Genomic DNA, 22,117 nt, shown 5'->3' on the forward strand with positions numbered 1-22,117 from the left:
AAAATTATGATTAAGCGTTTAAGTATTATTGTTGCGACAGTAGTTGTTGTTTTGGGTGGTGTATTATGGTTTGTGAATAGTACTCACGGTGGGCAAACTAAAAAGCATAATAAGCTACATGTAGTTGCGACCAACTCAATTATTGGTAATATGGTTGAGGAAGTTGCAGGAGATAAGGTAGATTTGTATACAATAGTGCCTCGTGGTACAGATCCACATGAATATGAACCACGTCCGCAAGATGTATCAACAACCCAAGAGGCAGATGTTTTATTCCACAATGGTCTTAACTTAGAAACAGGTGGTTCAGGTTGGTTTAAAAAGATGTACCAAAATGCGGGGAAGAAAAACAATAAAGAAGTTTACTCTGTTTCAGCAGGTGTTATAGCTAAGCATTTGACGGATGCTGGTAAAGAAGATGAATTAGATCCGCATGCCTGGTTAGATATTCAAAATGGTATCAAGTATGTGAAAAATATTGAGAAAGTATTGATTGACAAGGATCCTGATAATAGCGATGCTTACAAGAAAAACGCACAGGCTTATATTACAAAACTGACTGATTTAGATAAAAGTGCTAAAACAAAGTTTAACGATATACCAGAAAACAAAAAAGTGTTAGTGACTTCAGAGGGCGCATTTAAATACTTCTCAGCAGCGTATGGTGTTAAACCAGCATTTATCTGGGAAATTAATACAGAATCACAAGGCACACCAGAACAAATGAAACAAGTGTTGGCTAAAATTCGTGCGAGCGAAGTGAAGTCACTATTCTTAGAAAGCTCAGTATCGCCCAAGGCAATGGAAAAGGTTTCAAAGGAAACAGGGTTGTCTATATATTCTAAAATTTATACCGATTCACTTGCCAAAAAGGGAACCGACGGGGGACACTTATTACAGCATGATGAAATGGAATTTGGATAAAATCGCTGAAGGTATGGCGAAATAAATGTAAAAAGTCATCACGTCATTGATGACTTTTTATTATGTTTATATATGAAACATAATTCATTTAAAAGTGGTATATTTAATATATAAAAAATATTGTGAGGAAAAGACATGACACAAATGAAGCAAAAACCCTATATTATCGGGATTACGTTGAATTTAGTATTCGTTCTAACAGAAATTGTATTTTCCCAATTAGCGCACTCAACAGCCTTGTTTGCTGATGCATTTCATAATTTGAGTGATGTACTAGCACTTGTTATTGCTTGGTTGGCTGTCGTTGTATTTGGGTTGAAGGCGACAAAGCGACATACATATGGCTGGCATAATTTATCAATATTAGCAAGTATCTTTAATACATTACTGTTGCTGTTTGCGGTTGTGATTATTTTCTATGAAGGCATCTCAGACATTATTAGTCCACCATCAGTATCGACGAGTGGTGCTACAGTGATGATTGTTGCTGCAGTGGGTATCGGCATTAACTTTTTCACTGCAATGCTATTTAAAGCCAGTGGTGCCCCAGATGAACATGGGCATCATCATGAACAAGACCTAAATTCAAAAACGGCCTATATTCATTTATTAGCTGATGCGGGTGTTTCTGTTGGTGTGATTGTTGGTGGTCTACTAATTCAGTTAACAGGTTGGAACATGATCGATGCAATCATATCAATGATTATAGGTATAATTATTATTGTTACATCATGGCCAGTCATGGCGTCAACTTTTAATTTGGCTATTAATGGGGTTCCTGACAGTGTTGATGAAGAGGCTATATTCAATTATCTAAACAATCATCCAAATGTCTCAAACTTGCATGATTTGCATATTTGGCCATTGTCTACTACAGAAACTGCCTTGACAGTGCATTTGTCTGCTGTAAAAAATGTTGATTCTCAAGAATTATTAGAAGATATTGCTGGCACATTACGTCGGAATTATCATGTGAACCATGTTACAATCCAAATTGAAACAGCAAAAGTCACAGAACCTTGTAATTTAATTTGACAAGTCACACAAATGTAACATTCTCATGAAAGGGGTTACAAAAACTAACAATACTGATTTTTTTCACATTTAATGTGAATTCATATTGAAAATAACATGTAAAAAATTTTTTTATAGACATTTCGTGTTGACGAATTAATAAAAAAGTGTAATATGTAATATGTATTAGGGCAGGAATAGTCGAGTTAGATACCTTTCATAAGCTTTTAACAACCCAGTTGAATGAAATCCTTTATGAAAATTATTTAGCACTACAATGCGTGTTTATTAACGTTAAGTGTTTGAAAAGTGAATACTAAATACGTATTTTAGTGAAAATTCGTTTGTTTTTGTCTTGAGGAGAAATCTAAAGGAGAATTAGAATGGATAATTCTAAAAAAGCAGATCATCGTATCGTGCAAGATGCGACTGATAACTTAAGTTTGAGCGATGTCAACAGCTCAATTGAAGCCCCAAAAGATGGGTCTTTCTGGCGAAAATTGTTGGCCTTTTCAGGTCCTGGTGCCTTAGTTGCCGTTGGTTATATGGATCCAGGTAACTGGGTAACATCAGTTGGTGGTGGTGCACAGTATCACTATGTCTTGCTGTCTGTTGTTTTGATTTCATCATTAATTGCAATGATGTTACAATATATGGCGGGTAAGTTAGGTATTGTTAAGCAAGAAGACCTAGCGCAGGCAACACGTGATCGCACAAATAAGCCTGGTGGTATTGCGTTGTGGATTATGACTGAATTAGCATTGATGGCCACAGATATTGCTGAAGTTATTGGTGGTGCCATTGCTTTACACTTGTTATTTGGGTGGTCAATGATTGCATCTGTTTTAACAACGGCATTTGATGTTATTTTACTGCTATTGTTAATGCGGTTTGGGTTCCGTAAAATCGAAGCCATTGTTATGACTTTGATTATCACAATTTTGGTTATTTTTGGATACTTAGTTATATTATCAAGACCTGAGTTATCAGCTTTATTTGGAGGTTATTTACCTCAACTCCAAGCAGTTTCAACACATGGTCCAAGAGGTGTTGATTCACCTATGGTTATGACATTGGGTATTATTGGCGCAACTGTTATGCCGCATAACCTTTACCTGCATTCATCAATCTCACAAACACGTAAGGTTGATCGTACTGACAAGTCTGCTATTAAAGAAGCTGTGCGTTTCATGACATGGGATTCAAATATTCAGTTGTCATTAGCGTTTGTAATTAACTCGTTATTGTTAATTCTTGGGGCAGCATTGTTCTTCGGTCATGCCGATAAAGTTGGGACGTTTGGTTCAATGTATAATGCTTTAGGTGATAATACAATTGCTGGTGCAGTTGCGTCACCAATTTTGTCAACGTTGTTTGCTGTTGCCTTGTTGGCGTCTGGTCAAAATTCAACAATTACCGGAACATTAACTGGTGAAATTATCATGGAAGGTTTCCTTCACATGCGTATTCCAATGTGGTTACGTCGAGTTGTTACACGTGGCTTGGCATTAATTCCAGTTATTGCCTTTACCTTGATTTATGGTGGTGCAGAAGATAAATTAGACCAGCTTCTGGTTTATTCACAAGTGTTCTTATCAGTTGCTTTGCCATTTGCGATGGCGCCATTAATTATGTTCACATCGTCAAAGAAGATTATGGGTGAAGAATTTGTTAATCCAAAATGGATGACCATACTTGGCTGGTTGACTTTCGTAGCACTGACAGGTTTAAATATTCAATTAATTGTTCAAATTATGGGACAAATGTTTGGCGCATAATAATAAGGTTAGGAGATCAATCATGAGCGAATTAAATTTAAATATCGAACCATTACAATTTAAAAATGTCGTTGTTGGTGTTGATGAGTCAGAACAAGGATACTTTGCTCTAGCCAATGCCATTCATCAAGCAAAAGAAGATGATGCAAATTTAATCATTGCGTCTGTGCTAGAGATGGGCGACTTATCAACAATTGATGCTTTACATTTGGGTGTCATAAAGGAAAAACGTGCTGAAATTGAAGATCATCTAGCTAAGTACAAGGCTTACGCTGAGTCACAAGGTACTAAGCACGTGTCAACAATATTTGCTGATGGTGCTAAGGCAGGTGAAGCACTGCTACAGGAAGTTGTGCCTAAGGTTCATGCAGATTTGATTATTGTTGGGGCCCATTCACGTGATGGGTTCTGGGAATCGCTAGGATCACAAGCTGCATATATTGCACGCCATGCTAAAATCTCATCAATGGTTGCGCGTAAAGCTAATTGATATATGTTTTAAAAAATGGTTTGAAATTATTTTAAGCTTAAAAACACGAAAACCCGATGATCTATAAGATCTTCGGGTTTTTTATACGATTAATGCATGTTTGGGAGGAGAGAGATCATCGAGATTTCGTGTGCTGGTATGACGCCCCAGCAATGATACCATTCACAACCAATACCTACCTTTCTAAAACTTGTCGTTGTTTGAGATGACTTGTTTTATTATTAAGACTAATATAACGTTAACAGATTAAATCAGTATAAACATAAACAACAAATGATTGGTTTGAGTTATTAATGTGTTAGTTACAGCTTGGGTAATTCAATACTTGTCGGGCCTGTTATAATATAGTTATGGAAAAAGAAATTATTGAATTGGAACAAATTTTCAAAATATTAGGTAATAAGCAACGCTTGACTATTCTTGAATTATTACGTGAGAGATCATATACTGTATCTGAAATTATCACGCTTTTAAATATGGAACAATCTGCAGTTTCACATCAGTTAAAAATTCTTCGTGAAGCGGAATTAGTGAAAACGCAACGGCATGGACGTGAAATTGTTTATTGCTTGAGTGATTCGCATATTCTGATTTTACTAGATAATGCCTTGAAGCATGTCACCCATGTGTTTAATCATAATAATTAGTCGGAAGGGTTGACGCCAGTTTATATATTTGGTATCCTTATATAGTTGTAAAGACAGAAGATAAGATACTTGCCGTTGTGGCGGAATTGGCAGACGCGCTGGACTCAAAATCCAGTGGTGGCAACACCGTGTGGGTTCGACTCCCACCGACGGCATAAATAGAGAAAAGTGCTACGAACTTATGGACAACATAAATTCGTAGCACTTTTTTATAATTCAATCGATAAGTCTAGTATTTTAAAATGATACAGTGCTTAACGTCTATCAAAAAAGGGTATAAAAAACCAAATCGCTAATATTTTGGTTTTTAAAAACGCTAATATTTATTTATTTGACCAGCCTTGTGACTGAAAAGTAGTTAAAATCCGGTCGAATTCTAATATTTTCGTGTCGTTCGGTAATTGCTGGGCTAAATAAAAATCATCCCATAGTTGTTGAACGCTTACAGGTACGTGTTCAAATGATGTATCGCCAGTAGTTAGAGCGTAAGCTTCCCGGCTCCATTCTGTGGTGATGTTGTATTCTAATCCATTCATTATGCTGTTTACCTTCAATAATAAAATTTTAGTTAGATATCTAATATAACACATAATTCAGCATACGACTATATATTGACCTCATCACGATAATAATGATTTTTCATTATGCAATTATATGATGAATATTCTTATTTATGATTGAATTTATCAATATTAGCAATGTTATGATATATAAATAACTGTAATAAAATAACAATTCAGTGTTGTTAATAAATTAAATTAAAATGATGTTTAATCTAATTAAAAAATACAAATCAACTTTGATAGTCAGTCAACATAAAACGATTAACCACCAATAAATAAAAACTATCACATGAGTTTCATCTAAATGAGTCTCCGTGATAGTCCTTCTGCAATCGTTTCGACCGCTTTTCCGTTAAGCGGCCAAAACAATTGAGATATTTCGATTTGAATGACTCAAAAGTTATGACCCCCTTTCCTAGATTACCTAAATCATACAACGTAAATCATTAAAAATCAATAAAATATTGCTAACAAGTTTGATATAATGAAGATAGTGTATGATAGTGTGCTACAAAGAACGAATATGACACGTTACATGTGAATGATATCAGGGATAATTAGTGGTAGAAAACTTGAAAATTAGGCTTTTTTCAGGTATTCTAATATTAGTTGTAATTAGCGCTTTTTGTGCTGCACAAACTTGAAACGGAGCAAAAAATTGACAGTTGAAGCGTTTATTTTAGCATTAAAAGAAGCTGGTATTACTTTAACAGATCAACAAATCAGACAATTTGAACAATATTTTAATTTATTAGTGGCTAGAAATGAGCAAGTTAACTTGACAGCCATTACTGAAAAAGATGATGTCTATCTCAAACACTTTTATGACTCACTCACTGTATTGTTCTATGAAAAAAAATTAAAGGTACCTGGGAAAACGTTAATTGATATTGGAACAGGTGCAGGGTTCCCATCATTACCTTTAAAAATTGTTTTGCCAGATTTGCAGATAACCATGGTTGATTCATTGCAAAAGCGTGTCAATTTTTTGCAAGAGGTTGTCACAGAATTAGGCTTATCTCATGTTGAAATTGTTCATGGTCGAGCTGAAGACATTGGACAAAAGCCCAAGTATCGCGAACAATTTGATTATGCTACAGCTCGTGCTGTCGCGCGAACAAGTGTATTGGCTGAATATACGCTACCGTTTGTTAAAATTGGTGGTCAATTCTTGGTTATGAAGGGGTCCGCTGCACAACAAGAACTGGTAGATGGTCAAAAAGCGCTTGTCACCTTAGGCGGTACTTTACAAAGTGACTTTGAGTTTACGTTACCAAACGGGGATACGCGTTCTATTCAAATTGTTGACAAAACCAAAAAAACACCAAAGCAATATCCAAGACAGGCCGGTACGCCTAATAGAAAACCGATTGGATAAACGTCTAAATATTAAATTGTTACAAATATTTTGATAAAGCATCGCCAGATATATTGACAGAAAGGACGTCAAAACGACATGGCACAAATCATTGCATTAGCCAACCAAAAAGGTGGCGTCGGAAAAACAACCACCAGTGTCAACTTAGGAGCAGCACTTGCTCAAGCTGGTAAGCGTGTTTTACTTGTAGATATTGATGCACAGGGTAACGCAACGAGTGGCTCTGGTGTCGATAAATCGGAATTAGAACGTGATAGTTATGACGTCATAGTTGACCTTGTACCCATACGTGATGTGATTGTTCCTACAGATAACTACGATCTCATGCCTGCTACTATCCAGCTGTCAGGTGCTGAAATTGAATTAGCTGGTCAAGAAAAACGTGAGTATCGATTAAAAAAGGCATTAGCAGCCGTTGATGATGATTATGATTTCATTTTGATCGATAACCCACCTGCATTGGGCTTACTAACAGTGAATGCATTTACAGCAGCAAATGCTATCTTAATTCCTGTGCAAACTGAATTTTATGCACTAGAAGGATTGGGCCAATTATTGAATACAATTGAACTTGTAAGAAAGCAATTCAATCCCGAGTTAGATATTTCTGGTATTTTATTGACCATGTATGACGGTCGAACTAACTTAGCCAAACAAGTTTCAGAAGAAGTGCGTAATTATTTTGGTAGCAAGGTCTACACAACAGTTATTCCACGTTCAGTTAGATTGAGTGAGGCACCTTCTTATGGACAGGCAATTATTGACTTTGATCCACGTTCAGTAGGCGCGCAAGTTTATAATGAGCTGGCGCAGGAGGTATTGAAACAATATGGCAATTAAAAAAGGTGGCCTTGGCAAGGGTTTAGGCGGATTATTTAACGCCAATAATGTAACTGAAGAGGCATTAGAGCATACAAAGGCGGTCACCAAGCAGGCGACTGCGACTGAACAGGTGGTGCGTATTAATTTGGTTGATGTTGAAGCCAACCCCTTTCAACCACGTCACCGGTTTAATGATGAGCGGCTAGAAGAATTATCTCGTTCTATTAAGCAAAATGGTGTTTTAACACCTATTATTGTTCGTAAGCATGACCGTGGGTATCAGATTATTGCTGGTGAACGTCGTGTCCGTGCATCTAAATTAGCTGAACTAACTTATATTAGCGCAATTGTGCGCGAGGTTGATGATGACACGATGGCCGCAATTGCTTTAATTGAAAACTTGCAGCGTGATGATTTAGATGTGATTGAAGAGGCGCAAGCTTATGATAATTTAATGCAGCAATTACATTTGACACAAGCCCAAGTTGCTGAAAAAGTTGGCAAGGAACGTACAACCGTTGCCAATGCGTTGCGCCTACTTAAATTGCCACAATCCGTGCAAGAATTGGTAGAAAAAGGTGACTTGTCCATGGGCCACGCCCGCGCTTTGCTTGGTTTAAAATCAAAAGCAAAGCTAGAGGAGGTGGCACAGTTAATCATTACACGTCATCTAAATGTGCGACAAGTAGAGTCTTTAGTGAGACAAATAAATAATGGTACGACTGAAAAAAATGAGAAAGTAGTGTCACCTTATATAACGTCACTGGCAACGCAACTGGAGGAAAAGTTTGGCACAAAGGTTAACGTCAATGTTGGTAATAAGGGTCATGGTAAAATTGAAATTAGCTATTTGTCCAATGATGATTTAAGTCGGATTTTGAATTTACTAGATATTGAGGTTGATTAGTATGGCCGAGGCAATCGATTATAAATTACAAGATATCGTAGAAATGAAAAAGCCACATGCATGCGGTACTAACGCTTGGAGGATAACGCGCGTTGGTGCTGACATTAAGCTGACATGTACAAATTGTGGCCGTGGTATTATGATGTCTCGCTTTGATTTTAATAAGCGATTAAAGAAAGTTTTAGTATCTGCTGAAACAAATTAGCAGTTTTGGTTTAGGAAAGGAAACGTGCTCCAAGTAGCAAACGATTGTTGTTCTCATTTTTCTAGATGAAGGTATTATTTTCAGTAGTAAAATTGATGATGTTTATGGCAGTCGGTTACTTGTCACACATTAAAATTATGGCACTTACAGCAGGAATTGTTGGTCTTCCAAACGTCGGTAAATCAACGTTATTTAATGCAATTACGCAAGCAGGCGCAGAAATGGCTAATTATCCATTTGCGACGATTGAACCAAATGTGGGGATGGTTGAAGTTCCTGATGATCGATTGGCTCGTATCCAAGAGATTGAACCTGCCGATAAAATTATTCCGACTACTTTTGAATTTACCGATATTGCTGGTATTGTAAAAGGTGCCTCACAGGGTGAAGGACTCGGGAACAAATTTTTAGAAAATATCAGGCAAGTTAATGCTATTATTCATGTTGTTCGTGCCTTTGATGGTGACGATATTATTCATGTGAATGGTATTGTTAATCCATTAGATGATATTGATACAATCAATACGGAGCTTATTCTTGCTGATCTTGAGACAATTGACAAGCGGTACAGTAAGGTTGCTCGTGCGGCCAAGGGTGCAGACAAAGCTGCTAAAGCAGAATTTTCCGTGTTAGAAAAAATCAAGCCAGCATTAGAAGCTGGAAAATCTGTCCGGACCCTTGATTTTACTGATGAGGAACAAAAAATTGTTAAGGGCTTATTTTTGTTAACAACGAAACCAGTACTGTATGTTGCTAATTTAGCAGAAGATGATATGGCTGATCCTGAAGCATCTAAGTATTTTAATGATATTAAAACATTTGCTGCGACTGAAGGTGCAGAAGTTATTGGTTTGTCTGCTAGCGCAGAGGAAGAAATTGCACAGTTGGCAGATGAGGATAAGGCTGAATTCTTAGAAATGGCTGGCGTTACAGAGCCTGGATTAAATAAATTAATTCGAGCGGCCTATCATTTATTGAATTTACGTACTTTTTTTACTGCTGGCGGGAAAGAAACGCGTGCTTGGACATTTAAATCTGGTATGAAAGCACCACAAGCTGCTGGTGTCATTCATTCAGATTTTGAACGTGGCTTTATTCGTGCAGAAACAATAGCTTTTGATGATCTAGATCGTCTAGGATCAGTTAAAGCCGTTAAAGAAGCAGGTAAATTACGTTCAGAAGGTAAAGAATACATTGTTAATGATGGCGACATCATTGAATTTAGATTTAATGTTTAAATCACTTAAACCTAGAGTAACTTTACCTAAACATCATCAATGTATATCCTTGGAGGAAGCAAAATGTCAGAAGAAAAACAGCATTTGACAAATAAAAATGAAGATTTTATATTTCGTTTTAAAAGATTACTTGCCCAAAATGGTCAACTATCTGGTGAAAAAATAGACGAAATTACTACTGAGGTTGAGCAACGATTATTGAGTGCCCAAGGAACTGGAAAAACTGCAGCACAGTTATTTGGGACACCGACTCAAGCAGTTCAACAGTACTTAGATCCACGTAATAATACTAAAAAACTACATGAATATAAGTTTTGGAATTTAGCGTTAGATACGTCGCTTGCTATATTAATGTTGTTTTTGGCTGTTTTTGGGGTGTCCTTATTCTTCTCAAAAAATGCCAATAATCAGGGCGCGGGCATTGTGTCGTTAATTTTGATTTCGGCACTTGGTGGATCAATTTATACGGCAGTCGTTGTGAAGCTAACACCTAACCCAAAAGGCAAACAACAAGCTAATGCTAAAAGCAATCGTTGGTTGTACCTGATTGGTGCTGTCTTAGCCTGGTTAATTGGCTTTTTGGTTCTTGGTATGTTACCACCAATGATCAACCCAACACTGCCACCAGTAGTTTATATTGTTTTATTAGGTCTAGCTTATCTCCTTTTCCGTTGGAATCGGCAACAGTCGGGACTAAAAGGTGGTTTCTTAGCAATTAGTCAGTTATCACAGCAAGCACGTTTGGAAGCATCACAAGCCAAAAAGTAAGAGGATCTGAAAATGAAAATTTTAGTTGTCGACGATGATATTGAAATTGCTGAATTACTTGAGATTTACCTTAAAAATGAAGGCTATGAGCCTATTATGGCAGTTGATGGCAAAGAAGCCTTGTCTAAGCTCAATACAAATCCAGACATCGCATTAATGATTTTGGATGTGATGATGCCAAATATGAATGGTCTGGAAGTTGTAAAAGTCGTTCGTAAAGATAGTCGTATTCCAATTCTAATGTTATCAGCAAAGTCTGGTGATATGGATAAAATTCAAGGATTGATAACTGGTGCGGACGATTACGTTACTAAACCATTTAATCCACTGGAGGTTATGGCACGTGTTCGTTCTTTATTGCGCAGAGCAGAAAATTCAGTGCAAGACAAAACACCAGATGTGTTAGATATTGGCTCATTATTTATCAACAAAGATAGTCATGAAGTGAAAACAGCGGATGGTGATCTTGTTAACCTGACTGCCTTGGAATTTGGTATTTTATATTTGTTGGCATCGCATCCTAATCGTGTCTTTTCAGCAGATGATATTTTCGAACGTGTTTGGCAGCAAGAATCAGTTGTTTCTGCTAAAACAGTGATGGTTCACGTGTCACATTTACGGGATAAAATAGAAGAGGCAACGAGTGGCGATCAGGTTATTCAAACTGTATGGGGCGTTGGCTATAAGATTGAAGTAAGCTAATGAAAAATTTTGCGTTGCTTTTAAAGCACAATCGCACAAAAATTTATTATGCGGTGGTGACGATCTTGTTACTGCTGCTTTTTAGTTGGACTGTGATAACGAGCATACCAATGATAATCACAGTTGAAGGCTTTTCAAACACTATTGGCCGGTGGTTCATGTTTGTGTTATTGATAGTTGGTGATGTTGGCATCTTAAGTTGGCAATATGTCAGGTGGCGACAGACAGAAAGTATTTTAAGGCTAATTCGCCATTTACAGCGTATGGCAGATGAAAATTCGGACGGTATAATTGATTGGCGAGCCGACTATGCACCAAAAACCCAAGCGCTAATTAATGTTTCTAACCAGATTGCTAAAAATACCCGTCAAATTAGAGAAGAAGAGCGACAAAGTGAACGGTCGAAAGATGAAATGATAACTAATATTTCACATGATTTACGAACACCGTTAACTGCCATCATTGGTTACTTAGGTTTAGTTGAGATGAACGCTGACGTATTGAGCCCTGCAGAACGAGCAAAATACATTCACACGGCCTACGACAAATCTAATCAAATGAAGGTGTTAGTTGAAGACTTATTTGCATTTTCACAGACTCAAGCACATGATGCAGTTCTTAATATGACGACACTCAGCCTTGGTGATCTATTTGCCCAGTTATTAGCCAGTTATGAAATTGAGGCACAAGAAAAAAAGATTGAATTGACCCAAATTACTAATCCAGAAACAATTATGTTAGAAGCTGATTCTGATAAACTAGCGCGTGTTTTAATGAATCTAATTACCAATGCTATGAAGTATGGAGAAGGTGCGACTTTTGTCAAATTAACTGCGCAAGTGAAAGATAAAACTGTTGAAATACGCGTCGTCAATGATGGTGCTAAAATTCCAAGTAAAGATATTGTAGACATTTTTGGTCGTTTTTATCGGGTCGAAAGCTCACGTAATAGTAAGACGGGAGGAACTGGGTTAGGGTTAGCTATTGTTAAAGGTATTATCGAGCAACATCAGGGGTCGGTATTTGCTACATCAGATGATGATTTAACATCATTTATTGTAACAATGCCGTTAAAGCAACACTAGGGAGAAGAAATAATGAGACGTATTAAGGTTATTGGGGTGAGTGTTGTCATGCTTTTTTTGATGACAACAACGGTTTCAGCAAGTACATTAGCTAAACCACTAGACATCAAGCAGGATGTGAGTTCGGCTATTGTGATTGATGCTGGAACTGGTCAGATACTAGCAGAAAAAAATTCTGATGAACTAGGACCTATTGCATCACAATCTAAACTATTAACTGCTTATGCTGTTCTAAAGGCCATCGATTCAGGGAAAATAAAGTGGTCAGATAAAGTTACAATATCAAAAAAGGCTGATTTATCTAAACAAGATAGCCATATGTTTTCTCATTTAGCAGTTAAAGCAGGCGATCGATTAACTGTGCGTGAATTATATAATACGATGATTACTTTGTCCTCTAATGATTCAGCCTTTGCACTTGCTGAATATTTAACACCAAAAAAAATGACTACAGCCCAAGCTTTACAGTCCTGGGCTGAAGAATTACAATTAACGAAATCGAAATGGTATAATTCTGCAGGTCAAGTTAATCAGGATGCCTTTGAAAATAAAGTGACCAGTGCACCAGATAATGCAGTGAATTTAGCAAGCCCAAAACATGTTGCAATGATTGCACGAGAAATAGTGAGATTAGATCCAGATATTCGTAAACTAGCAACAAGTACACATGTTTCATACCATTTAACAAAAAATTATGTTGTTAATGAGCCAACAGAAATGACAAAAAATTGGCCATATTTAATTAATCCTAATCATCTCATTATTGAGGGGCTGAAGACAGGTTCTACACCAGAATCTGGTGCGGCATTTACGGGTATCATTAAAGATGCCAGTGGTCATGAATTCATAACTGTTGTTAATGGTGCAGCAAGTTATATGGATGAGGTGCAACGTTACCAAAAAACGTTAAATATTGTTAATGCCGTTTTAGCTGACAAACAAGCAACGACTTTTAGCAAGGGAACAGTTTTGTCACAAGCTAAACACGTGGATTTACCTCGCATGAAGCAATCTCATATGCCAGTAAAAATTGCGCAAACAAAGACAATTTGGGTTAATAAAGGATCAAAGCTGACACCAGAAATAAAAGTATTTAACGTTAAAGGTAAATCTGTGAAAAAAAATCAGAAAGTTGCGAATGTCACGTTCAACTTAAGTGGTGCACAGTATTTACCAAATGGGCATAATCATAATCACGCTGTTGAGTTGGCTGCGACACAAAAAACAACGAAGGCTAATTTTATCGTACGCGCATGGCGGTCAATTGTGCATTCATAATTGATTTTGTAACAACTTGAAAAAGTTGTTTTTTTTTAACTTCTCAAATGACGTATAATGTGTTATTATATTGGTATAGACCAATGTGGTATAGACCAGTTGACAAGGAGAAAACGATGGAACTGATTAAAGTTAAAAATCCAGCAGAAGGTGCTCAAAAAGCCTTTGATATTTATCAAGCAGCGTTAGCTAGTGGTGTAAAAGTACTTGGTTTAGCAACAGGGTCGACACCAATTGCATTATATGAAAAATTGACAGAAAGTACGTTAGATTTCTCAAATGTGACGTCAATTAATTTAGATGAATATTTAGGGTTATCTGGAGATAATGAGCAAAGTTATCACTACTTTATGAATCAATATCTTTTTAACAAGAAACCCTTTAAAAAATCGTATCTACCAAACGGTATTAGTGATAATCATGAGGCCGCGGCTGTACAATATGATAAAATTATTTCTGAAAATCCTATTGACTTACAGTTACTAGGTATTGGTCGTAATGGCCATATTGGTTTTAATGAACCAGGTACATCATTTGAGTCAACAACACATATTGTTGATTTAACACAATCAACAATTGACGCAAATGCACGGTTTTTTGACAAGTCATCTGATGTACCGACGCAGGCGATCTCTATGGGAATCGCATCAGTTATGTCTGCAAAAAAAATCTTATTAATGGCTTATGGGATTGATAAAGCTGACGTCATTGCTGCCACTGTTAATGGTCCAGTGACAGAAAAGGTACCAGCTTCAGTACTTCAAAATCACGATAATGTTACAATTATTATTGATGAAGCAGCTGCAACAAAATTGTGATAGAATAATATTGTAAGCGCTTAACATATATTAAGGAGGAAAGCAGTCACCTGGGCATTTTAAACAGGTGAAATTGCGGGTAATACTATGGCACACATCACATTTGATACAAAGAACATTGAAAATTTCGTGGCTGATCATGAGTTTTCTGAAATGCAACCCTTGATTACAATGGCTGATCAACAGTTACGGAATCGTACGGGAGCTGGTGCAGAATATTCTGATTGGGTGACACTACCAACGGATTACGATCAAGAAGAATTTGCTCGTATCCAAGCGGCAGCAAAAAAAATACAATCTAATTCAAAAATCTTGGTTGTTATTGGTATTGGTGGTTCATACTTGGGTGCCAAAATGGCCGTTGATTTCCTCAACCCAGTATTTAACAATGAGTTAGCAGATGATCAACGCCAAGGTGTTAAAATTTACTTTGCAGGTAATTCGACATCCGCCGCATATTTGAATGATTTAGTTCGTGTTATTGGTGATCAAGATTTCTCAGTTAATGTGATTTCAAAGTCAGGAACAACGACAGAACCATCAATTGCTTTCCGCGTTTTCAAGCAATTACTTGAAAAAAAATATGGTGCAGCTGCCGCTAAAGAGCGTATTTACGCGACAACAGATGCAAACCGAGGAGCCTTGCATGATGAAGCTCAAGAACAAGGTTACGAAACATTTACGATTCCTGATGGCGTTGGTGGTCGTTTCTCTGTATTGACTGCTGTTGGTTTGTTGCCAATTGCCGCTTCTGGTGCAGATATTCAAAAGTTAATGTCTGGTGCTAAGGATGCACAAGACGAGTATTCAGATTCTAATATTGAAAAGAATGAAGCTTATAAATATGCCGCTGCTCGTCGTATTTTGTACGATAAGGGTTACACAACAGAGTTGCTAATTAATTGGGAACCATCTATGCAGTACTTGTCAGAATGGTGGAAACAGTTGATGGGTGAATCAGAAGGTAAAAATCAAAAGGGTATTTATCCATCATCTGCTAATTTCTCTACGGACCTACATTCGCTTGGTCAGTACATTCAAGAAGGTCGTCGTGATTTGTTCGAGACAGTTGTGAAACTTGACAATCCTGTTTCAAACTTGGACTTGCCACATGAAGATGGTAATAATGATGGTTTGCAGTATTTAGAAGGCATTACCATTGATGAAGTCAATACAAAAGCTTCACAAGGCGTGACATTGGCTCATATTGATGGTGGTGTACCAAACTTGGCTGTGCATTTGCCAGCACAAGATGCTTATTCATTGGGTTATTTGATTTATTTCTTTGAAATGGCAGTGGGCGCATCGGGTTATACATTTGGTATTAATCCATTCAACCAACCAGGTGTTGAGGCTTATAAAACAGCTATGTTTGCACTGTTGGGTAAACCTGGCTATGAAGAAGCTACCAAGGCATTTCGTGCACGCTTAGGCGAATAATTTGTTGGATTACCATATTTATTTTTAAAACACTCAAAGACTTTGAGTGTTTTTTTGTGAGCAAATAAAAAGTTAAACGTATTATGCCAATGATCCTGAAAGGCATAGGCTATGAACAAAATAATAGATGAAGCAATTAAGCAACAAGCAAATGATATTTACATATTACCAATTTCTGATAATTGTTATGTTATTAAATTTCACGTGGACGGTAGTGCTTTCGAGTTGAAAAATATTAGTGAAACAGATGCACAATTGATGATTTCAGCAATTAAATACCGCGCTAAAATGAATATTTCTGAACGACGTCGACCACAACTAGGACGTTTTCAGCATGATAATATTTGGTTACGCGTATCCACTGTGGGTGATTTTTTAAATCGAGAAACAGTTGTGCTTAGAATTATTTATCAACAACAAAACAACCAACAGTGGTTGGAATCTAAACAATTCGAAGAATTAAAGCAATCTTTACCTAGCTCAGGATTGTTTTTGATTTCTGGACCTACGGGTTCCGGAAAAACAACAACACTATATCGTTTGTTAGAACAAGTATCAAATGAAAAATTAGTCTTAACAATAGAGGATCCGGTAGAGATTCAGCAACCAAAATTTGTACAGTTACAAGTTAATGAGGATGCAGGTATATATTATGATGATCTCATTAAAGTTGCGTTACGCCATCGGCCAGAAATTTTATTGGTCGGTGAAATTCGAGATGGGATAACAGCAAAAGCTGCAATACAGGCAGCTTTAAGTGGACACCTTGTTTTGAGTACTGTTCACGCAATGTCTGCACGAGATGTGATTCTACGTTTACAGGATTTAGGTGTCGACAAGCAGCAATTAGGAACAGCATTGTCTGGCGTTGTCTATCAACGTTTAGTACCAACGACTAGTAATCAACAGGCTGCATTGATAGATAGACTTGATGAGATGCTTATTAATCGTGTATTGCGAGACGAACCAGTGCTGAAATTTACCAAAAAATGGCAGGAGGTTTTAAAATATGCTGCATCAACTCACAAGATATCACAAAAAACAGCTCACACGTTCCAAACGCTTTAAAATCCGAGAACAAATTTTATTCTTTCAAGAATTAGGAGAATTATTGCAATCAGGGTACAGCATATCACAAAGTTTAGATATTCTAGCGAGCGCGCATAGTAAGTGGTATCAGTGGCTGACAGAGGTGAGGTATGGTTTGAATCAAGGATTAGCATTACATCTTATTTTGCAAAAAAACGTCAGTAGTCAAATTTTACTACAGCTCAAGTTGGCGGATCAACATGGTAATTTATCGGAAACGTTAGTAGCCATTGGACAAAATTTGGCTAAGTTACAACAACAACAAAATAAGGTCATGCAAGTGATGCGCTATCCTTTGATTTTGTTAAGTATACTTGGTGCAATGTTGGTGGGATTAAAATATTTATTATATCCAATATTAAATCAGTGGCAAGATAAAGCAGCATCATCTGACATACCGAATCCTGCGTATACTTATTTTTTTGGTGGTGTGGCTTGTTTGTTATTATTTGGATTAATCATTATATGGCATCGTAAAACGGCACGTCAAAGATTAATTATTTTAGTTAAATTACCTGTGATTCGTACCATCGCTAAAACAATTGTGACATATCAAGTCACGCAACAGCTAGCAACATTATTAGCCAGTGGACTAACTGTTCCAGAAATTTTGGAAGAAATGGTTCAATCTGATTTACAAAATGCAAGATCAACGGTATTTGCAATTGTGAATCATGCGCATATCAGTTTAAAACAAGGGCAAACGATTGAAAATTATGTTTTAGCACAACCTTATTTTAATCGATCATTAGCAGGGTATTTTTCGCGTGGGCATAAGCCCAAAGAACTTGCAAAGTATTTGTCTTACTACGCAAAAACACAATTTCAGTTGCTTATGCAACAAACTGATCGTTTAATTAGCACAATGCAGCCATTGTTTTTTGGCATTATTGGGGTAGCCATTGTTGGCTTGTACATGTCAATGTTATTACCAATGTATCAATCTATCGGAGGATTATATCAATGAAATTTTTTAAGAAAACGAAAAAAGCTTTTACATTAATTGAGGCGGCAATTGTTTTGTTCATTATTAGCTTGCTCATGCTATTAATTTTACCTAATTTAAATATGCAGCGTCAAAAGGCTGTTGAAACGCACACGACTGCTATGGTATCTACAGTGCAGACGCAAATTGACCTTTATGCCAACGAACATCCTGAAAACCAGTCAATAACAATAAATGACCTTGTATCCGGTGGTTATTTAACGACTAAACAATCACAAAAGGTGAAGGATTTAAATATTACAATAACGCACAATGAAGCACACAAATAAGGCATTTACATTATTAGAATCTTTGATGGTATTGGGTGTTTTGGCAAGTATGTTATTAGTGGGTTTTACAAAGATACCGAAATCTCAGCACACCAATCAATGGGAAGCAACTTTTAAATCACAATGGCAACATGCTCGTTTGACTGCGCAACAGGAACAAAAAACACAGGTGGTTAATTTTGAGGCACAAACCATATCTTTTGGCCGTGAGGTTATTAAATATCCTCACGGTTATCAAAACGCTTCACCTAAAAGTATACGTATTTTAAAAACTGGCTATGTCGCGCCGACGACAATAACATTAACGAGTGGTCATCAAACATTTAAACTCATTTTTAATTTAGGGGGTGGTGATTATCGTATCGAAAAAAAGTAAAAAAGGATTTGTATTAGCAGAAGCTTTAATGACGCTCATATTAGTTAGTACAGCACTTTGTTTTGAATATGAACAACTAAAAGATTTTAACTATCATGACAAGCGATTAAAAAAACAGTACCAAAACGCGACGCAAGAACGAATTAATGCTTTGGAAGTATGGTATGATTATGCTAAAAAGTAGGTATACTGCTTTTACATTGATTGAATCTTTAATCGCACTCATTGTCGCCTCGCTTATTTTACTAACCATACAGTTTAGCTTGCCATTACTAAAAGTACAAGTTAATTTACCGTTGGATGTGGCGTTGCAAACTGTTATAAAACAAGTTGAGACGCAAAAATACACCATGCTAGCAACTGATTTACATAGTATACGTTTGAATAATACTGAAGGTAAAAAAATGAATTTGATAGTTCATAACAATAAATTGCAATTATCAGCGGAAGGTGCAGGTCAAATTATTTTATTACGTGATGTTAAAGCGTTGAACGTTGTGGATTTTCAGAGTTATTTAAAACTGGAAATTGTATCTGAAAATGATCAAAAAGTAATGGGTATTATGCACCTGAAAAGGGAAAAGCGACATGAATAAACGACGATCAGGAACTATTTTTGTTTCGGCAATTATCATGTTAGGTCTGCTTGGCGGGCTTTTCGTATTACAAAATGCAGCGTTTAATGCACAATTAGGTTCGCGTGCTAAAATGATTACACTAGCAAAGGTAGATACAATACAATTACAAGTCAGTTTAGCTTATCATAAAAATCAGCAGAGTAATCTCAAAATAGAAAACACACAGATAATTATGGTCGAAAAAGATATCCACATAAAGATGGGAAATAAAACATATGTTAGAGAGCTACTTGTGAAATCACCTTGAAAACTTTGTGAAAAAACGCTAAAATAAGGCTATGACACAAGAAAAAATAGCACAAGGTTTTGATGCCTTAACAACAAGTATGCAGGCATTAGCACAGGATATGGACGTGAGTATCACTGATGCCTTGATTGAAATAATAGAAGATGTCCATGCTGGTAGTATACATCATGAACTTGGTAAACCTACAGATGAAGTTACCCAAGAGATTAGCCAAGCAATAAACACGGTTGATTGGTCAAATATTGCGCGAGGTGATTTACGCAAAATCTTGCAGTTGGCTATTTTAAAAGCTAATCGTGATGATAAATTACAAGCGAATCATCAGTTGACACCTGATGGATTGGGCTATTTACTGGCTGATTTTTTGTTGCAAACAGCTAATTTATCAAATGGCGATACCATCCTAGATTTAACAGTTGGATCTGGTAATCTACTAAATACAATTAATGATGTCCTACTAATGCATGATATAACTATTAATCGGGTAGGCATTGATAATGATGACACGCAATTAGCTTTGGCGACCGCTGTTGACCAATTATTAAATCAAGGTACGACTGAATTCTATCAAGAAGATGTTATTGCAGTAGATAATGCACCAAAAGCTAAAGCGGTCATTGCAGATCTACCAGTAGGTTACTATCCTTTAGTGCCATCAGATAGCTATACAACACGTGCTAGCGATGGGCGTTCGTTGACACATCATCTTTTAATTGAAAAGAGCTTAGATTTTGTTACTGACGATGGCTGGGTATACCTGATTGTACCAGCAAATGTGTTGTCAGGTGCGCATGCAAAAAAAATCTTACAATTTGTGACGCAAAAAGCGCAGTTAAAAGCATTTTTACAATTGCCTAATGATTTTTTTAAAGATCAACGGGCAGCAAAAGCAATTTTAGTTCTTCGTAAGACGGGTGTTGGCCCTTATAGTGAAGTGTTGATGGGACAGTATCCTAACTTGAAAGATATTGATGCATTGAAAAAATTTTTGCAAGAAATTGCAGCTTGGGTTAAACTTAATAAAGAACAAGACAGAGCGTGATGCTGCCACATGGCATTGAGATGTAAGGCGCCTGGACAGAAATATCCTGAAAGTACCCTATATTTTTTAACATGTAGTTAATACAAACGCGTTTAAGGAAGACAGGTAAAAATAGAATCATGGCTAAGACAATGGCTGTTAATGCAGGTAGTTCATCATTAAAATTTCAATTATTAGAAATGCCAGCTGAACAAGTAATTGCACAAGGTGTTATCGAACGAATAGGCATGGATGATGCCATTGTGACAATTAAGTACGGTGCAGATGTTCAAGGAGAAAGGTTGATTGGTCATTTAGAAGAAGACGATGAACATATTACTTTATCCAAGAATGGTAAAGGCAAAAAGTATGAAAATGTACTTGCAATTAAAGACCATCAACAAGCAATTAATTTCATGTTGCAAAAATTGACAGATCTTGGTATTATACAAGACTTCAATGAAATTACCGGTGTAGGGCACCGAGTAGTTGCAGGTGGTGAATGGTTTAATCATTCAGTTGTTGTCACTGATTCAGTCTTAGAAAAAATTGATCGTTTGGCAGATTATGCACCACTGCATAATCCGGCAAACGCCATGGGAATACGTGCTTTTCAGAAGCTATTACCTGATGCATTATCTGTGGCAGTATTTGACACGTCTTTCCATCAGTCTATGCCCGAAGAAAATTATCTTTACTCACTGCCGTATGAGTACTATACACGCTATGGCGCGCGTAAATATGGTGCACATGGGACTTCACATCGTTATGTTGCTGCTCGTGCAGCTGACATGATGGGAAAAGATTTATCAGCGTTAAAGTTAATCACTTTGCACTTAGGTGCTGGCGCCTCAATTACTGCTATTAAAGATGGCAAATCACTTGACACATCAATGGGATTTTCACCACTTGCTGGTGTAACAATGGCAACTCGTTCTGGAGATGTTGATTCATCGTTAGTTTATTATATTCAAGAGCGTGAAGGATTAACCAATGATGAAATGCTGACCATTCTAAATAAGAAGTCTGGTTTACTCGGATTATCAACAATCTCTTCAGATATGCGTGACCTGTTAGATGTACAGGATACAAATGATCATGCTAAATTAGCCGTGAAAATATTTGTTAACCGTATTATCAAGTATGTGGGGCAATATATTGCTGAAATGGGGGGCGTTGATGCCCTTGTATTCACTGCAGGTATTGGTGAAAATTCGGCGCCAGTTCGAAAAATGATTATTGATCGACTGAGTTATTTTGGCATCGAACTAGATGCCGACGCGAACCAGACACGTGGTCAAGAGATTGAAATTTCAACAAGTAGTTCACATGTGAAGGCATTATTAATTCCAACAAATGAAGAACTGATGATTGCACGTGATGTTGAAGCACTGAAGTAACATCTGTTAATCTT

General features: G+C 36.8%; 25 protein-coding genes, 1 tRNA gene and 1 pseudogene. 26 read left to right on the forward strand and 1 reads right to left on the reverse strand.

Annotated features, from left to right (window positions below; genetic code table 11):
* The first annotated feature begins 9 nt into the window (after window positions 1–9).
* The 6 genes and pseudogenes from LKI_RS05200 to LKI_RS05225 all read left to right on the forward strand — a co-directional run bounded on the left by LKI_RS05200 (window position 10) and on the right by LKI_RS05225 (window position 5,008).
* A pseudogene (locus LKI_RS05200) lies at window positions 10–949 on the forward strand (metal ABC transporter solute-binding protein, Zn/Mn family).
* A 110-nt stretch (window positions 950–1,059) separates the two neighbouring features.
* A complete protein-coding gene (locus LKI_RS05205) occupies window positions 1,060–1,959 on the forward strand; it encodes a cation diffusion facilitator family transporter (protein ID WP_013103119.1) in 900 nt (299 codons plus the stop codon).
* Window positions 1,960–2,321: 362 nt separating this feature from the next.
* Complete coding sequence (locus LKI_RS05210) at window positions 2,322–3,716, forward strand: Nramp family divalent metal transporter (protein ID WP_013103120.1); 1,395 nt, start codon at window positions 2,322–2,324, stop codon at window positions 3,714–3,716.
* A gap of 22 nt (window positions 3,717–3,738) precedes the next feature.
* Window positions 3,739–4,206 (forward strand): universal stress protein, encoded by a 468-nt coding sequence (locus LKI_RS05215; protein ID WP_013103121.1) that lies wholly within the window; start codon window positions 3,739–3,741, stop codon window positions 4,204–4,206.
* Window positions 4,207–4,556: 350 nt separating this feature from the next.
* Entirely contained in the window at window positions 4,557–4,853 is a 297-nt protein-coding gene (locus tag LKI_RS05220) for an ArsR/SmtB family transcription factor (protein ID WP_013103122.1), read from the forward strand.
* A 71-nt stretch (window positions 4,854–4,924) separates the two neighbouring features.
* Window positions 4,925–5,008, forward strand: a tRNA-Leu gene (locus tag LKI_RS05225).
* Between the two features lie 168 nt (window positions 5,009–5,176).
* Here LKI_RS05225 and LKI_RS05230 read toward each other — a convergent pair.
* Entirely contained in the window at window positions 5,177–5,389 is a 213-nt protein-coding gene (locus LKI_RS05230; protein WP_013103123.1) for a hypothetical protein, read from the reverse strand.
* A 685-nt stretch (window positions 5,390–6,074) separates the two neighbouring features.
* Between LKI_RS05230 and rsmG the strand changes: the two genes are divergently transcribed.
* The 20 genes from rsmG to LKI_RS05330 all read left to right on the forward strand — a co-directional run bounded on the left by rsmG (window position 6,075) and on the right by LKI_RS05330 (window position 22,103).
* Window positions 6,075–6,794 (forward strand): 16S rRNA (guanine(527)-N(7))-methyltransferase RsmG, encoded by a 720-nt coding sequence (rsmG, locus tag LKI_RS05235; RefSeq protein ID WP_013103124.1) that lies wholly within the window; start codon window positions 6,075–6,077, stop codon window positions 6,792–6,794.
* A 78-nt stretch (window positions 6,795–6,872) separates the two neighbouring features.
* Window positions 6,873–7,634 carry a ParA family protein gene (locus tag LKI_RS05240; RefSeq protein ID WP_013103125.1) on the forward strand — a complete coding sequence of 254 codons (762 nt, stop codon included), beginning with the start codon at window positions 6,873–6,875 and terminating at the stop codon, window positions 7,632–7,634.
* Window positions 7,624–8,523, forward strand: a complete 900-nt coding sequence (locus LKI_RS05245) for a ParB/RepB/Spo0J family partition protein (protein ID WP_013103126.1) — start codon at window positions 7,624–7,626, stop codon at window positions 8,521–8,523. Before LKI_RS05240 ends, LKI_RS05245 begins: the two co-directional genes overlap by 11 nt.
* 1 nt (window position 8,524) lies before the next feature.
* Complete coding sequence (locus LKI_RS05250; protein WP_013103127.1) at window positions 8,525–8,728, forward strand: DUF951 domain-containing protein; 204 nt, start codon at window positions 8,525–8,527, stop codon at window positions 8,726–8,728.
* A 137-nt stretch (window positions 8,729–8,865) separates the two neighbouring features.
* Window positions 8,866–9,966 carry a redox-regulated ATPase YchF gene (gene ychF, locus LKI_RS05255; protein ID WP_013103128.1) on the forward strand — a complete coding sequence of 367 codons (1,101 nt, stop codon included), beginning with the start codon at window positions 8,866–8,868 and terminating at the stop codon, window positions 9,964–9,966.
* Between the two features lie 63 nt (window positions 9,967–10,029).
* Window positions 10,030–10,734, forward strand: a complete 705-nt coding sequence (locus LKI_RS05260; RefSeq protein WP_013103129.1) for a DUF1129 domain-containing protein — start codon at window positions 10,030–10,032, stop codon at window positions 10,732–10,734.
* Window positions 10,735–10,746: 12 nt separating this feature from the next.
* The gene (locus LKI_RS05265) at window positions 10,747–11,436 is read left to right on the forward strand and encodes a response regulator transcription factor (RefSeq protein WP_013103130.1); all 690 of its coding nucleotides are present in this window, start codon (window positions 10,747–10,749) and stop codon (window positions 11,434–11,436) included.
* Window positions 11,436–12,521 carry a sensor histidine kinase gene (locus LKI_RS05270; protein WP_013103131.1) on the forward strand — a complete coding sequence of 362 codons (1,086 nt, stop codon included), beginning with the start codon at window positions 11,436–11,438 and terminating at the stop codon, window positions 12,519–12,521. The genes LKI_RS05265 and LKI_RS05270 overlap by 1 nt, the downstream gene beginning before the upstream one ends.
* Before the next feature lie 12 nt (window positions 12,522–12,533).
* Entirely contained in the window at window positions 12,534–13,799 is a 1,266-nt protein-coding gene (locus tag LKI_RS05275; RefSeq protein WP_013103132.1) for a D-alanyl-D-alanine carboxypeptidase family protein, read from the forward strand.
* Window positions 13,800–13,915: 116 nt separating this feature from the next.
* On the forward strand, window positions 13,916–14,617 hold the full coding sequence (locus tag LKI_RS05280; RefSeq protein WP_013103133.1) for a glucosamine-6-phosphate deaminase: 702 nt from the start codon (window positions 13,916–13,918) through the stop codon (window positions 14,615–14,617).
* 87 nt (window positions 14,618–14,704) lie between these two features.
* Complete coding sequence (locus LKI_RS05285) at window positions 14,705–16,057, forward strand: glucose-6-phosphate isomerase (protein ID WP_013103134.1); 1,353 nt, start codon at window positions 14,705–14,707, stop codon at window positions 16,055–16,057.
* A gap of 111 nt (window positions 16,058–16,168) precedes the next feature.
* Window positions 16,169–17,125, forward strand: a complete 957-nt coding sequence (comGA, locus tag LKI_RS05290) for a competence type IV pilus ATPase ComGA (protein WP_013103135.1) — start codon at window positions 16,169–16,171, stop codon at window positions 17,123–17,125.
* Entirely contained in the window at window positions 17,067–18,113 is a 1,047-nt protein-coding gene (locus LKI_RS05295; protein ID WP_013103136.1) for a type II secretion system F family protein, read from the forward strand. The genes comGA and LKI_RS05295 overlap by 59 nt, the downstream gene beginning before the upstream one ends.
* Window positions 18,110–18,421: a competence type IV pilus major pilin ComGC gene (gene comGC / locus LKI_RS05300; RefSeq protein WP_013103137.1), complete on the forward strand. Its 312-nt coding sequence runs from the start codon at window positions 18,110–18,112 to the stop codon at window positions 18,419–18,421. The genes LKI_RS05295 and comGC overlap by 4 nt, the downstream gene beginning before the upstream one ends.
* The gene (locus LKI_RS05305) at window positions 18,405–18,797 is read left to right on the forward strand and encodes a type II secretion system protein (protein ID WP_013103138.1); all 393 of its coding nucleotides are present in this window, start codon (window positions 18,405–18,407) and stop codon (window positions 18,795–18,797) included. Before comGC ends, LKI_RS05305 begins: the two co-directional genes overlap by 17 nt.
* Window positions 18,798–18,825: 28 nt before the next feature.
* The gene (locus tag LKI_RS05310) at window positions 18,826–18,981 is read left to right on the forward strand and encodes a hypothetical protein (protein WP_242651992.1); all 156 of its coding nucleotides are present in this window, start codon (window positions 18,826–18,828) and stop codon (window positions 18,979–18,981) included.
* Window positions 18,962–19,393 (forward strand): hypothetical protein, encoded by a 432-nt coding sequence (locus tag LKI_RS05315; protein WP_013103140.1) that lies wholly within the window; start codon window positions 18,962–18,964, stop codon window positions 19,391–19,393. The genes LKI_RS05310 and LKI_RS05315 overlap by 20 nt, the downstream gene beginning before the upstream one ends.
* Window positions 19,386–19,682: a hypothetical protein gene (locus LKI_RS05320; protein ID WP_013103141.1), complete on the forward strand. Its 297-nt coding sequence runs from the start codon at window positions 19,386–19,388 to the stop codon at window positions 19,680–19,682. The genes LKI_RS05315 and LKI_RS05320 overlap by 8 nt, the downstream gene beginning before the upstream one ends.
* A 31-nt stretch (window positions 19,683–19,713) precedes the next feature.
* The gene (locus LKI_RS05325; RefSeq protein WP_013103142.1) at window positions 19,714–20,724 is read left to right on the forward strand and encodes a class I SAM-dependent methyltransferase; all 1,011 of its coding nucleotides are present in this window, start codon (window positions 19,714–19,716) and stop codon (window positions 20,722–20,724) included.
* 119 nt (window positions 20,725–20,843) lie between these two features.
* Entirely contained in the window at window positions 20,844–22,103 is a 1,260-nt protein-coding gene (locus LKI_RS05330; RefSeq protein WP_013103143.1) for an acetate/propionate family kinase, read from the forward strand.
* Window positions 22,104–22,117: the final 14 nt, after the last annotated feature.

This window comes from Leuconostoc kimchii IMSNU 11154 (assembly GCF_000092505.1).
Lineage (GTDB): Bacteria > Bacillota > Bacilli > Lactobacillales > Lactobacillaceae > Leuconostoc > Leuconostoc kimchii.